The sequence below is a fragment of the Bacillus vallismortis genome, assembly GCF_040784915.1.
Taxonomy (GTDB): domain Bacteria; phylum Bacillota; class Bacilli; order Bacillales; family Bacillaceae; genus Bacillus; species Bacillus subtilis_G.
The window spans coordinates 3,466,625-3,479,363 of record NZ_CP160797.1 but is presented as its reverse complement, the minus strand read 5'-3'; the positions used below and the strand labels follow the sequence as shown (position 1 = coordinate 3,479,363).

The window sequence follows — 12,739 nt, the reverse complement described above, 5'->3', positions numbered from 1 at the left end:
TTTTTTTATTTAAATTGTAAACTGATCCATTTTCTCATTAAGCTTCTTCGCCAGCTGCTCAAGCTCTTCGGCATTCTGGAGCACTTGATCCATAGAGTGGGCGGATTGCTCGGTAATCGAAAATGTTTCTTCAATCCCTGCGGCCGACTCTTCAGATACAGAAGCGATATTTTCAATCGATTGGTTGATGGTAATTGATTGGTTTGTTAACTGCTTCAGGCCATCTGTTACTTCTTTAATGCTGTCTGCAACGTGAGTGACGGATTGTTTGATATGCTGCATAGCCTGGCCGGTGTCTGTCAGGTTCTCTGTTCCTCTTTCGACTTCTGTAAAGCTGCTTTCTAAGTATTCAATGACGATGTGGATTTCCTGCTGTGTGCCGCCTACAATCCGGGTAATATCCTGCACGGAATCAGAAACGCCGTCAGCCAGCTTTCTGACCTCTTCTGCCACAACGGCGAAGCCTTTGCCGCTTTCTCCCGCGCGGGCAGCTTCAATGGCGGCGTTAAGTGAAAGCAAATTCGTTTGCTCGGCAATGCCGTTGATGACCTGAACGAGCTTGTTGATATCCTGAGAATGCTGCTCCAGCGACTTCACTTTATGAACGGCTTCCTGAACGATATGATGGATGGTTTTCATTTGCTGCAATGACGTATCCATATTTGTGTTTCCGCTTACCGCGAGTTCGAGAACGTTTTGAGACGTATCGCTGATGGTCATGCCATGATTATAGGCTTTATCAATGCTTTCGGTGAATTCATTCATCGACTCGGCAATCGTCACGGCGTCTTGGGCCTGCTGTTCAGAGCCCTCAGCCATTTCGTTCATCGTTTCGGTAATATGTTTGCTGCCGGATCTCGTTTCATTTGTTGCGTTTGCCAGTACTTGTGAAGAAGAAAGAACCCGGCTTGAGATTTCTTTGGAGTATCCGACAATATCTCTCAGATTAACGACCATTTTTTGCAGCGCTTCGTTCAGATCGCCCAGCTCGTCTTTTGAGTTGAGCGGCTCCATGTCATTCGACAGATCTCCCTCGGCAATATGATTGGCAGACTCCTTCATGCGAATGATAGGCTTTACAATGTTTCGAGTGATATAAAGCCAGATGACAATACTGATAATAATCGAAGCTGCCAGAAGCAAAGCAGTGTAAATAAGTCCTTTATGATAGACGTCCTTCGTTTCTTTTACCGCTGTGTTGCTGCCTTCTTTATTAAAGTCAACAAGCTGAGTGAGTGATTTTTTCATCTCCTCAAAGCTGGCTTCAGTCTGAACCAATAAACCTCTTGCTTTGTCCATATCATTCGTGCGGCCGCTTTCTATAATTTGCGCATGAATATCAGTATAGGTGTTCACTTCAGTTTGAAGCTGCTCGAACAGCTTTTGCTCTTTATCATTTGAAATCGTTTTTTCGTAGCTGTCTAGCTTATGTTTGATGTCTTCAAGAATCTGATTCATTTCTTGATCAAGCGTATCCATTTTGCTTTTTTCTGTGTAAATCAGAAAATCCTTTTCTTTAGAAGATAGGTGTTCGGTCAAATAATTAACCGATGTAATTTCCTTGATGCCGTCAATCCATTTTGTGTTGATTTCATCTGTCTTTTGAATGATATGCTGCATATTAAAAGCGCCTATTCCGCCTACAAGTAAGTTGATCAGGATCAGTGTCAAAAATACCAGGCTGAATTTGCGGGAAATCGTCAGTCGCATATAGTGGTCTCCTTTAAAAACGTAATGTGTGGTTGTACTATATATCGGCTGAGAAATCGTTTTTTCACCTGAAAATGAAAAATAAAAAAACGGTCCTTCTCTCGTCTTTGAGATCAGAACCGTTTTAGCAATTAGTCTAGAAAGGAAGGGTCAATCCAATCCGTCGCCCATTTTGAAATCTCACCCAAAATGGGGGCTAACGCCTTTCCTTTATCGGTCAATGAATATTCGATGCGAACCGGAGTTTCCGGGATGACATCCCGCTTCACTACTCCTTCAAGCTCAAGTTCTTTCAGCCGTTCTGACAGAACTCTGCCGCTTAGATTTGGAAGTGCTGCTTCAATTTCGCTAAATCGCTGCGACCCGTTCAAGAGCTGAAATACGATCAAAGCGACCCAGCGTTTACTCAAGATGTCGACTGCTTTTTCAAATCTAGGACACATTTCTGATTGGTTCATACTTTTCACCTCGTCTGTCACTATTATAACGCAAATAACGAGGGAAGGTATGCAAGCGTGATTGATAAAATGCATGAAGAGAGAAACAGGGGATTATGAAGAGGAGGCGCGCTTTTTCGCTTCCGAAGCTAAAAAATCAAAGTACTTGCTGAGATTTTCAATATCCTGCTTTGAGAGAAGTTCCCATTTTTTGCTGTTGAAAATCGGGAGGTGCTCCGCTCCGCGAGTGACAGCCGTCTGGTAAATGTCATAAACGGACTGATAGCTTTCCGAAGCTTCGCGGATTTCTTCTGGAAAGGCCCGTATATGGCCTGCGGCAGCCATCAGGTTTTCGTAGGGCACTTTCAGTACGGCCGCCAGTTTTTTTATGGTTGCAGGTTTTGGCGTGCCCCGCTTGCCGTTTTCAATTTTTGAAATGGTGGCCGAGCTGATGCCTGAGTACACCGCAAGCTGATTCACTGTCAGTTTGCGGGCGCGGCGCAGCTCCCGTAATTGCTGTCCGAATGGTGACATGGTGATCGCCTCGCATTTCTATCAAGAGTTAGTCATCAGCTGACCGTTTTTTGGCTTCGTCTGAAATAAACGAAAAATAATGATCCAGCATGAGCAGGTCTTCTTTATTGAGATACTGCCACTTTTCAGTCTCAAGAAGAGCAAGGTTTTTCAAGTCATAGGCCTCTGCTTTTTCAAGCAGCTTGCACTTCGTTTCATAAGGAGCCCTTGCTTCATGTGCTTCTTCGATGTAACCAGCCTTATACATAAGCCCTTCATAAGGAATTTTTAAAGCCTCCGCCAGCTTTTTGATAGTGGCGGGTTTTGGAACGCCCCGTTTGCCGTTTTCGATTCTGGAGATGCCGGCCGCGCTTACGCCTGAATAAGTTGCCAGCTGGTTGACTGTTAATTTTCTCTCTTCACGCAATGCCCGCAATTGTTCGCCAAAGTTTTCCATATGTCTCACCCCGTCCCTCACTGTTACTCATATTTTAGTATGTTTATTGACTAAAGGGAATAGGTAGGCTGGAAATGTATTGACAAAAGTTAACATAAGCCGTAATGTAAAAGTATAGAAAAAAGTATTTTCAAGAACGGAAGGTGAGGAAAGTGCCAGTAGAAAAGATACAGATTAGACGTGATTATGTCTTGCAGTATATGGTCAATAACGATTATTCCCTTAACCAGCTTGCGCTGGAAATCGGAGTCTCACCCGCCACACTGAGTCGCGTGCTGAATGGAGAAAGACGGCCGGGACAGCTAGTGATCGGTAAAATGCTTCACTATTTTAATTTGAAATTCGAGGATCTTTTTTACTATGATTTTGTTGACAAAAGTCAATAGAAGGTAGGAAACACAAGGAGATACCGAGCGTTTTCTATCCTAAGAATGATGTGTCAGCACAAACCCTGTCACCAGTTCGTTGCATGTTTTCCATTGTTTTGTCGGCAGCTGATGCCCCTGATATTCCAATCTGAAAAATTCGGCATGGCTGCAAGCTTTGCGGTAATAGCCTGAGGCGGGGAAGGTCCAGTCCCGCAGGCCGCCATACATAAACAGCATCGGCATGTGTAAATGAGGCAGCTGTTCAATGCAGTTGTAACGGAGTGAATCCTGATAATATTGATGCCAATGAGCCAGGTCTGCTTTTTTCATATGGCCTGTCAATATGGCTCGAAGCTCTTTGTTTTTTGTGTGGCTTGCGGCGAGGATGCGAATGAGTAAACCGGCGTTTTTCTCGAGCAGATACATCCCAGTCTTGTGAATTTTCTCCCCGATTACGTTATGAACAGCAGGATAAGCGCCGGACAGAACAAGATGCGACACTTTGTCCGGGCGGGTAAAGCCGATGTGCTGCGCGATTAAGCCGCCGGCGGAATACCCGAATAACACAGCCTTATCAATGTGCAGAGCATCCATGAATTGCACGATCTCGTTTGCGTAATAAGAAATAGAAGCTGGCTGATTCGCATGATCGCTGTCACCGTGGCCGCTTAAATCGGGAAAAATCACCCTGAAATGCTCGGAGAGAAGGCGCTGATAATAAAAAACCTTGCGTCCCATGCCTGGCGGGTGGATAAAAATGATCGGAATTCCCTGTCCATATTCCTCATAATAAAGATGTTTTCTGCTGGCTATGCTGATAAGGGGCATTATTTTTCTCCTTTTGACTTTTTATATGAATAGGGTAACCAAGATAAAACGCCTTATCCCGTCTTTTGGCGTCTGATACAGCGTGACATGCCAACCCTTTTCATGTAAAATAGAAGTAATGTAGGCCAGTGAGTCTGGAGGTGTATGGGATGCACGCGGTTTTGATTACCTTATTGGTTATCGTCAGCATTGCACTTATTATTGTCGTTTTGCTTCAATCCAGTAAAAGCGCCGGATTGTCTGGTGCGATTTCAGGCGGAGCGGAGCAGCTCTTCGGGAAACAAAAAGCAAGAGGTCTTGATTTGATTTTGCACCGCATCACGGTTGTGCTGGCAGTCTTGTTTTTCGTGTTAACGATTGCGCTTGCTTATATCCTATAGGGCAATGTTTGTATAAGGTCTGATGTGAAGTCAGGCCTTTTTCACGTTTCTGGCTGATAAATTCAGAGCGTTTTTTTCTGATCAAACTGTGGAAAACTAAAATGATCGTGCAGATAGAAAGGGAGACATGAGCATGAAAGTTGTGACACCAAAACCATTTACATTTAAAGGCGGAGACAAAGCGGTGCTGTTGCTGCATGGCTTTACAGGAAATACAGCGGATGTCAGAATGCTGGGACGTTACTTGAATGAACGGGGCTATACGTGCCACGCGCCTCAATATGAAGGACATGGCGTACCTCCTGAAGAACTTGTACATACGGGGCCTGAAGACTGGTGGAAAAACGTCATGGACGGCTATGAATACTTAAAATCTGAAGGCTATGAGAGCATTGCTGCCTGCGGACTGTCGCTTGGCGGGGTTTTTTCGCTGAAATTGGGTTACACTGTACCCATAAAGGGAATTGTCCCAATGTGCGCGCCAATGCATATTAAGAGTGAAGAGGTCATGTACCAGGGCGTCCTTTCATACGCTCGCAATTACAAAAAATTCGAGGGGAAAAGCCCGGAGCAAATTGAAGAGGAAATGCAGGAATTCGAAAAAACGCCGATGAACACGCTCAAGGCGTTGCAAGAATTAATTGCCGATGTACGGAACAATGTCGATATGATTTATTCACCGACATTTGTGGTACAGGCCCGACATGATCACATGATTAATACAGATAGCGCCAATATGATTTACAACGAAGTGGAAACCGATGATAAACAGCTGAAATGGTACGAGGAATCAGGCCATGTCATTACGCTGGACAAAGAACGTGACCTCGTCCATCAGGATGTGTATGAATTTTTAGAGAAGATCGATTGGTAATGAACAGGAGGTTGGATAATGGGAAAAGAAGCATTTATGGATAAGCTTCTCTCGTTTATGAAGGAAGAGGCGTACAAGCCTCTGACCGTTCAAGAACTTGAGGAGATGTTAAATATTACGGAAGCCGAGGAGTTTAAAGAGCTCGTTAAAGCGTTAGTCGCCTTGGAAGACAAAGGGCTTATCGTACGAACGAGAAGCGACCGCTACGGCATTCCGGAGAAGATGAATTTAATAAAAGGAAAGATTTCAGCGCATGCAAAAGGATTCGCCTTTTTGCTGCCTGAGGATACATCGTTAAGCGATGTGTTTATTCCGCCTAATGAGCTGAATACAGCAATGAACGGCGATATCGTCATGGTTCGGCTAAATTCACAGTCAAACGGCTCCAGACAGGAAGGAACCGTCATCCGCATTTTAGAAAGAGCGATTCAGCGGGTTGTCGGTACGTATACAGAAACAAGAAACTTCGGCTTTGTCATTCCGGACGACAAAAAAATCACGAGTGACATCTTTATCCCGAAAAATGGGAAAAACGGAGCAGCGGAGGGGCATAAGGTTGTTGTCAAGCTGACAAGCTATCCAGAAGGCCGCATGAACGCAGAGGGCGAGGTTGAAACCATTCTCGGCCATAAAAATGATCCGGGCATTGATATTTTATCGGTCATTCATAAGCACGGCCTGCCGGGAGAATTTCCTGCCGACGCCATGGAACAGGCATCAAGTACGCCTGACACCATTGACGAAAAAGATCTGAAAGATCGCCGTGATCTTCGTGACCAGGTGATTGTCACCATTGACGGGGCGGACGCGAAGGATTTGGATGATGCGGTTACCGTGACGAAGCTTGATGACGGAAGCTATAAGCTTGGCGTTCACATTGCCGATGTCAGCCATTACGTAACCGAAAACTCGCCGATTGACAAAGAAGCGCTTGAAAGAGGGACGAGTGTGTATTTGGTTGACCGTGTCATCCCGATGATTCCGCACAGACTGTCAAACGGCATCTGTTCCTTAAATCCAAAGGTTGACCGCTTGACACTTTCTTGTGAAATGACCATTAACAGCCAAGGGCAGGTCACGGAGCATGAGATCTTCCAAAGTGTCATCAAAACAACGGAAAGAATGACGTATTCAGATGTGAATCAAATTCTTGTTGACGATGATGAAGAGCTGAAACAAAAATACGAGCCTCTTGTTCCAATGTTTAAAGACATGGAGCGCCTGGCTCAAATTCTGCGCGATAAGCGGATGAACCGCGGCGCCGTTGATTTTGATTTCAAAGAAGCAAAGGTGCTTGTCGATGACGAAGGAGCGGTTAAAGACGTTGTCATCAGAGAACGCTCAGTCGCGGAGAAGCTGATTGAAGAATTTATGCTTGTGGCGAACGAAACGGTAGCGGAGCATTTCCATTGGATGAACGTACCGTTTATATATCGGATCCACGAAGAGCCGAACGCTGAAAAGCTGCAAAAGTTTTTGGAATTCGTGACGACATTTGGCTATGTCGTGAAAGGAACGGCGGGAGATATTCATCCGCGCGCGCTGCAAAGCGTTCTGGACGCTGTGCGTGACAAACCTGAAGAAACAGTGATATCCACTGTCATGCTCCGTTCGATGAAACAGGCGAAATACGACCCGCAAAGCTTAGGGCACTTCGGTCTGTCAACGGAATTCTATACACATTTCACATCGCCGATCCGCCGTTACCCGGACTTAATCGTCCACCGTCTGATCAGAACGTACTTAATCAACGGCAAAGTCGATGAAGCGACACAGGAAAAGTGGGCTGAACGCCTGCCGGATATCGCCGAACATACATCAACAATGGAGCGCCGGGCTGTTGACGCCGAGCGTGAAACGGATGATCTGAAAAAAGCGGAATACATGCTGGATAAAATCGGTGAAGAGTTTGACGGCATGATCAGCTCTGTAACAAACTTCGGAATGTTCGTCGAGCTGCCGAATACAATCGAAGGACTCGTGCATGTCAGCTTTATGACAGATGACTACTACCGCTTTGACGAGCAGCATTTTGCAATGATCGGCGAGCGGACAGGCAACGTCTTCCGCATTGGAGATGAAATCACGGTCAAGGTGGTCGATGTCAATAAAGACGAGCGCAATATTGATTTTGAAATCGTCGGCATGAAAGGCTCTCCGCGTCGTCCAAGGGAACTGGACAGCAGCCAGAGCCAGAGCAGAAAACGCGGAAAGCCTGCCAGAAAACGCGTCCAAAGCACCAATTCACCTGTTTCTCCAGCTCCATCTGAGGAAAAAGGGGAATGGTTCACGAAGCCGAAGCCGAAAAAGAAAAAACGCGGCTTTCAAAACGCGCCGAAACAGAAACGGAAAAAGAAGAAATAACAGCTCAACCAGCAAATAGGGCCGCTGCGCTCTATTTGCTTTCTTTCGGAAACAGCTTTTCATTGTAGAGGTACGTGACATTTGGTAAAATAGAGCGTATCGCAAAAGGTGAACAGTTTTTCCTTAGAGAGAGGAGGTTCTGGCATGCCAAAAGGGTCAGGAAAAGTATTATCTCAAAATAAGAAAGCCAATCACGATTATTTTATAGAAGAAACCTATGAAACAGGTATCGCATTGCAAGGAACCGAAATCAAATCGATTCGCGCCGGCCGCGTAAACCTTAAGGATTCCTTCGCCAAAATCGAACGGGGAGAAGTGTTTCTCCACAATATGCACGTAAGCCCGTATGAGCAGGGAAACCGTTATAACCACGATCCGCTTCGGACGAGAAAGCTGTTAATGCACCGCAAGGAGATTAATAAGCTGATCGGGCTAACAAAGGAAAAAGGCTATTCTCTCGTTCCGCTGAAGCTGTATTTAAAAAACGGCTTTGCCAAAGTGCTTCTCGGCCTTGGAAAAGGGAAGAAGAACTATGACAAACGGGAAGACCTGAAGCGGAAGGACGCGAAGCGGGAAATCGAAAGAGCGTTCAGAGACAGTCAAAAAGGCTTCTAAAGGCATCGTGCTTGATTCAAAAATCAGGCCTGTGCTATACTGTGTACACGATCAGATCACAGCGCTATTCATTTGAAGGATTTGACAATTGAAAAGAGCCGTGATCATGTTATAATAAGACTGTAGCCAGTTTGAGTGAGAGCTTGATTATTTTCTCCCGTATTTCCCTTATACCAAGGGGACGTTACGGATTCGACAGGGATGGATCGAGCTTGAGCTGCGAGCCGAGAGGCGATCTCGTAAACACGCACCTAAATATAACTGGCAAAACTAACAGTTTTAACCAAAACGTAGCATTAGCTGCCTAATAAGCGCAGCGAGCTCTTCCTGACATTGCCTATGTGTCTGTGAAGAGCACATCCAAGTAGGCTACGCTTGCGTTCCTGTCTGAGAACGTAAGAAGAGATGAACAGACTAGCTCTCGGAAGGCCCGCCCGCAGGCAAGAAGATGAGTGAAACCATAAATATGCAGGCTACGCTCGTAGACGCTTAAGTAATCGATGTTTCTGGACGTGGGTTCGACTCCCACCGTCTCCATACATACTTTGAAACCGCAGTGCTATCAAGGCTTTTAAAGCTTTCGAGGGCACTGCGGTTTTTTCGTACATTCAGTCAATTATACTGGTCGTTATGCTAAAAAGAACCAAAAACCCTAGCAGGAGTTTTATCATGAAACGCTTCAAAAAATTTGGTGCGTATAACTGGGCACTCCGTGATCAGGAGTAACCACAAATATCCTAAATTCCGAAACAAACTCAAACTTATTCCCTGTGTTTGCCTTTGCTAAAAAGAAAAAAGCCATCCTTCGCGGATGCCCTTTTTCTTGAAGACCGTGGACGCCGTCCACCACCTGTAAGGGGAACTCTTCCCATTAACCCCATCATACAAACTCCCCCAGCCCCGGATCTGAAATCATCTCGGTTTGCCCAGACACTTTTTAAAATCTTGCTTATAATGACAAATTAGTTAAGTCTTTAACGGGCATTCAGCAGGAGTTTTAATAATGTGATAATCAATCGTATATTACATTTTTTCCTTCTTCACTTAACTTTTGTAAAGATGTAAGCATATGATTTATTTCTTCATCGGAATGCCTTTCCCATGAACCTAATTCAGCTACTATTTTCAAAGGAGATTTAGATCTATAAGAACGTGTTGGGTTTCCAGGGGATTTTTTGTCAGTTAAATTCGGATCATTTTCAAAATCGCCTAATGGTTCTACAATATAAATTCTCTCTTTTGAATTAGATCTTGCTAATTCAGCCCCCCATTTAGCAGCGTTTAATGTTCCAGTAAAATAGATATGGTTAGATTTTTTATCCTGATAATTGGATAAATACAACGGTTCGAGCAGGTCTCCAATTTTCAGTTCTGCTTTAGTGCCATGAAAAAACGGACCAGGATCTAAGACATTTTTTTTGTCATTCATATAGCCACATCCCTTATACTTTTAGACTTGCGTATAACAGTATAAGGCAGGACAAGAGCGAAAAAACAGTCTATAAATAATCCTTAGATAGGGTTATAATGTAAGTAGAGACTAAGATGTATTGGTTTGTGGTAACACTTTGGTAACAAAATCATAAAAAATTTTCACCATACTGAAAAAACTTCTATATCAACGTTTTGTAATGATTTTAAAACATAACCATATCAAGGCGATAGACTGCCACCTTCTCCATACATACTGACAATAAAGCAGAACCTCTCCCAAAAGGAGAGGTTTTTTATATATGATTGATTTCCATAAGTTTCTGACGTATAATTTCGGTACCGATAAAGTTTTTTTGGTACCGAAGGCGAGGGGATTAATGTGGAAAAAAGGATTCTTGAGGAAACCATCCGGCTGATCAGGCAGAAAGGATTTTCATTTACGATGAATGATTTGGCAACAATGCTGGGAACGAGCAAGCGGACGCTCTATGCTCATTTTTCATCAAAAGACAAGCTTGCGGAAGCGGTTGTCGAGCAATTTATCGCAGAGATGAAGCAAATGGAAAGAGAAATCTATGAAAATGAAAGTTTAGACGTGCTTCAAAAAGTGAAAAAAATGCTGATCGGTCTTCCGCAGGGGATGGAAATGCTGAATATGGGATTATTAAGTGAACTGAAGAAATATCATTACGATGCGTGGCTTACATTAGACACGTTTATTAAGGAAGAATGGACGGTTGTTCTTGAATTATTAAATGAGTGCAAACAGCAAAAAAGAATCAGTAACATCAATCCGGACTTGTTTGTTCACATGTATATAGGGAGTATCAATCAAGTGTATGACCCCGAATATCCGCTCAAACACCAATTTTCGACAGGAGAGGTTCTTGAATCGATTGTAGATGTATTGTTTAACGGCATAACAGCTGATGGGGAGGCTGATGCTACGTGAATTGGGTGTTTCTATGCTTAGCGATTCTGTTTGAAGTTGCCGGGACGGTCAGCATGAAGCTATCGTCGGGATTTACAAAGCTTACTCCCAGTGTGCTGTTGATTTTCTTTTATGGCGGCAGTCTTTTCTTTCTGACGCTTACGCTAAAATCCATTAATGTATCTGTTGCTTATGCTGTATGGTCAGGGATGGGAATTGTCCTGATTACAGTCGTTGGTTTTTTATTTTTTCAAGAGAATGTTAGCGTCATGAAACTCATTTCAATCGGATTGATTATCGCTGGTGTTGTGTCTTTAAACCTGATCGAGCAAAGTGCCAAGTCTGAGCCGATACATAAAAGCGGGCAGTGCAAATGAGATATATGAAACTGTTTTTTCTCGTGACTGATATCGGTTTTATCTTGTACTGGCTGTCAGCAGGGTTTGGCCTGATACCGGAAAGCTTGGCTTTTAAACATCATGAAAATCCGTTTATGATCGCCTGGAACTGGTCCTTTTTTCCGCTGGATATTCTAATCTCTATCACAGGATTGTACAGCTTGTACTTGCAACGGAAGAACAGTACTGACTGGAAGTTGATGGCGCTGATTTCTCTTGTGCTGACCTGTTGTTCAGGTCTGCAGGCGATTTCATTCTGGACTTTCAGCCTGGACTTCGATCTTGTTTGGTGGGTGTTTAATGGGTATCTATTGATTTATCCTTTATTTTTTATTCATCTTCTCTTAAAGGAGGGTCATACAACAAAGCAGTGCTGACAGGCGCTGTTTTTATTTTGCAAAACCATTGTTTTCAGAAAAGTGAAACGATATAATATATAATATATTGCATATCAATTACCTGTCAGGAGGATGGACGTTGGCGACTCAAAAACAACGGATGTACGGTTTTTTTATGGTCATTGTCGGAGCTGCCTTTTGGGGATTGTCGGGAACGGCTGCCCAGCATTTGTTTGAAACAAGTGATGTGTCGGTGGAGTGGCTTGTCACCGTACGTTTGCTTTTATCAGGTCTGCTTCTGCTGATCATCATATCTGCCGGTAACAACAGACGTGCGGTGTGGGCGATATGGAAGGATCAAAAATCGGCTATCCAGCTGATTGTTTTCGGGATTGCAGGCATGCTGGGCGTTCAGTATACATTTTTAGCTTCAATCGGAACCGGAAATGCTGCTGTGGCTACGCTGCTACAGTATTTGGCGCCCGTTTTGATTATGATGTTTTTGCTTGTGACCAGAAAGAATTCCTTTCAGTTAGCGGATATTTGCGCGCTTGTGCTGGCTTTGGGAGGCACTTTTTTACTGCTGACCAATGGCAGCGTCAATCATTTAACCGTTTCGTCCTTGTCTATTATATGGGGGCTGCTTTCTGCCGCGGCTTTGGCCTTTTATACGCTTTACTCCAGCTCTCTTTTGAAAAACTGGGGATCTGCTCTCGTGATTGGCTGGGGAATGCTGATCGGAGGCATTGGCATGAGCTTTATCCATCCCCCATGGGACGTTGATATGCAGGGATGGACAGTGTCTGCGAGCTTATTAGTCGGTTTTATTGTGATCTTCGGAACGCTATTGGGTTTTTATATGTATTTGACCAGTTTGAAATATTTATTTCCGCAAGAAGCGAGCATGCTTGGGTGTACTGAGCCGGTTGCCGCAGTGGCATCCTCTATTCTGTGGCTCGGTGTGTCCTTCGGTTTATACCAAGCGCTAGGGGCGGCGTGTATTTTGGTGATGATTTTTGTTTTATCGCAAAAAAAGAGTGCCGGCAAACCAGCGGCGTTAAAAAAACAAACCAATATTCAGAGGTGATTCTT

Annotated in this window: 15 protein-coding genes and 1 other RNA gene; 10 read left to right on the top strand and 6 right to left on the bottom strand. The window is 44.1% G+C overall.

Annotated elements, in window-relative coordinates; all coding sequences use genetic code 11:
• Window positions 1-9: 9 nt before the first annotated feature.
• From ABZM97_RS17430 to rghR, 4 genes are all read right to left on the bottom strand, one after another.
• Window positions 10-1,710 carry a methyl-accepting chemotaxis protein gene (locus tag ABZM97_RS17430; protein WP_087991154.1) on the bottom strand — a complete coding sequence of 567 codons (1,701 nt, stop codon included), beginning with the start codon at window positions 1,708-1,710 and terminating at the stop codon, window positions 10-12.
• A 131-nt stretch (window positions 1,711-1,841) separates the two neighbouring features.
• A complete protein-coding gene (gene catR / locus ABZM97_RS17425) occupies window positions 1,842-2,168 on the bottom strand; it encodes a catDE operon transcriptional regulator CatR (RefSeq protein WP_003220037.1) in 327 nt (108 codons plus the stop codon).
• A gap of 93 nt (window positions 2,169-2,261) precedes the next feature.
• Window positions 2,262-2,681, bottom strand: coding sequence for a helix-turn-helix domain-containing protein (locus tag ABZM97_RS17420; RefSeq protein ID WP_148962775.1), 420 nt, complete (start codon window positions 2,679-2,681; stop codon window positions 2,262-2,264).
• 28 nt (window positions 2,682-2,709) lie between these two features.
• Window positions 2,710-3,117 carry a transcriptional repressor RghR gene (gene rghR / locus ABZM97_RS17415; protein WP_087991152.1) on the bottom strand — a complete coding sequence of 136 codons (408 nt, stop codon included), beginning with the start codon at window positions 3,115-3,117 and terminating at the stop codon, window positions 2,710-2,712.
• A 152-nt stretch (window positions 3,118-3,269) separates the two neighbouring features.
• On the opposite strand from rghR, the gene ABZM97_RS17410 reads away from it, so the two are divergent.
• The gene (locus ABZM97_RS17410; protein ID WP_009968172.1) at window positions 3,270-3,503 is read left to right on the top strand and encodes a helix-turn-helix transcriptional regulator; all 234 of its coding nucleotides are present in this window, start codon (window positions 3,270-3,272) and stop codon (window positions 3,501-3,503) included.
• Window positions 3,504-3,542: 39 nt separating this feature from the next.
• On the opposite strand, the gene ABZM97_RS17405 is transcribed toward ABZM97_RS17410, so the two are convergent.
• Complete coding sequence (locus ABZM97_RS17405; protein WP_087991150.1) at window positions 3,543-4,313, bottom strand: alpha/beta fold hydrolase; 771 nt, start codon at window positions 4,311-4,313, stop codon at window positions 3,543-3,545.
• Window positions 4,314-4,462: 149 nt separating this feature from the next.
• Here ABZM97_RS17405 and secG point away from each other — a divergent pair, with 149 nt between their 5' ends.
• From secG to ssrA, 5 genes are all read left to right on the top strand, one after another.
• Complete coding sequence (gene secG / locus ABZM97_RS17400; RefSeq protein ID WP_003220028.1) at window positions 4,463-4,693, top strand: preprotein translocase subunit SecG; 231 nt, start codon at window positions 4,463-4,465, stop codon at window positions 4,691-4,693.
• A 133-nt stretch (window positions 4,694-4,826) separates the two neighbouring features.
• A complete protein-coding gene (locus tag ABZM97_RS17395) occupies window positions 4,827-5,567 on the top strand; it encodes a carboxylesterase (protein ID WP_141113388.1) in 741 nt (246 codons plus the stop codon).
• Window positions 5,568-5,585: 18 nt separating this feature from the next.
• Window positions 5,586-7,931: a ribonuclease R gene (gene rnr / locus ABZM97_RS17390; protein ID WP_087991148.1), complete on the top strand. Its 2,346-nt coding sequence runs from the start codon at window positions 5,586-5,588 to the stop codon at window positions 7,929-7,931.
• A 144-nt stretch (window positions 7,932-8,075) separates the two neighbouring features.
• A complete protein-coding gene (smpB, locus tag ABZM97_RS17385) occupies window positions 8,076-8,546 on the top strand; it encodes an SsrA-binding protein (protein ID WP_087991147.1) in 471 nt (156 codons plus the stop codon).
• 177 nt (window positions 8,547-8,723) lie between these two features.
• Window positions 8,724-9,086: a transfer-messenger RNA gene (ssrA, locus tag ABZM97_RS17380) on the top strand.
• A gap of 472 nt (window positions 9,087-9,558) precedes the next feature.
• On the opposite strand, the gene arr is transcribed toward ssrA, so the two are convergent.
• On the bottom strand, window positions 9,559-9,975 hold the full coding sequence (gene arr, locus ABZM97_RS17375; protein ID WP_367387016.1) for an NAD(+)--rifampin ADP-ribosyltransferase: 417 nt from the start codon (window positions 9,973-9,975) through the stop codon (window positions 9,559-9,561).
• 384 nt (window positions 9,976-10,359) lie between these two features.
• Between arr and ABZM97_RS17370 the strand changes: the two genes are divergently transcribed.
• From ABZM97_RS17370 to ABZM97_RS17355, 4 genes are all read left to right on the top strand, one after another.
• The gene (locus tag ABZM97_RS17370) at window positions 10,360-10,932 is read left to right on the top strand and encodes a TetR/AcrR family transcriptional regulator (RefSeq protein WP_087991145.1); all 573 of its coding nucleotides are present in this window, start codon (window positions 10,360-10,362) and stop codon (window positions 10,930-10,932) included.
• Window positions 10,929-11,288 (top strand): multidrug efflux SMR transporter, encoded by a 360-nt coding sequence (locus ABZM97_RS17365; RefSeq protein ID WP_087991144.1) that lies wholly within the window; start codon window positions 10,929-10,931, stop codon window positions 11,286-11,288. The genes ABZM97_RS17370 and ABZM97_RS17365 overlap by 4 nt, the downstream gene beginning before the upstream one ends.
• Window positions 11,285-11,686, top strand: a complete 402-nt coding sequence (locus tag ABZM97_RS17360) for a YvaD family protein (protein ID WP_289348190.1) — start codon at window positions 11,285-11,287, stop codon at window positions 11,684-11,686. Before ABZM97_RS17365 ends, ABZM97_RS17360 begins: the two co-directional genes overlap by 4 nt.
• A 100-nt stretch (window positions 11,687-11,786) precedes the next feature.
• Window positions 11,787-12,734 (top strand): DMT family transporter, encoded by a 948-nt coding sequence (locus tag ABZM97_RS17355; protein WP_087991142.1) that lies wholly within the window; start codon window positions 11,787-11,789, stop codon window positions 12,732-12,734.
• Window positions 12,735-12,739: the final 5 nt, after the last annotated feature.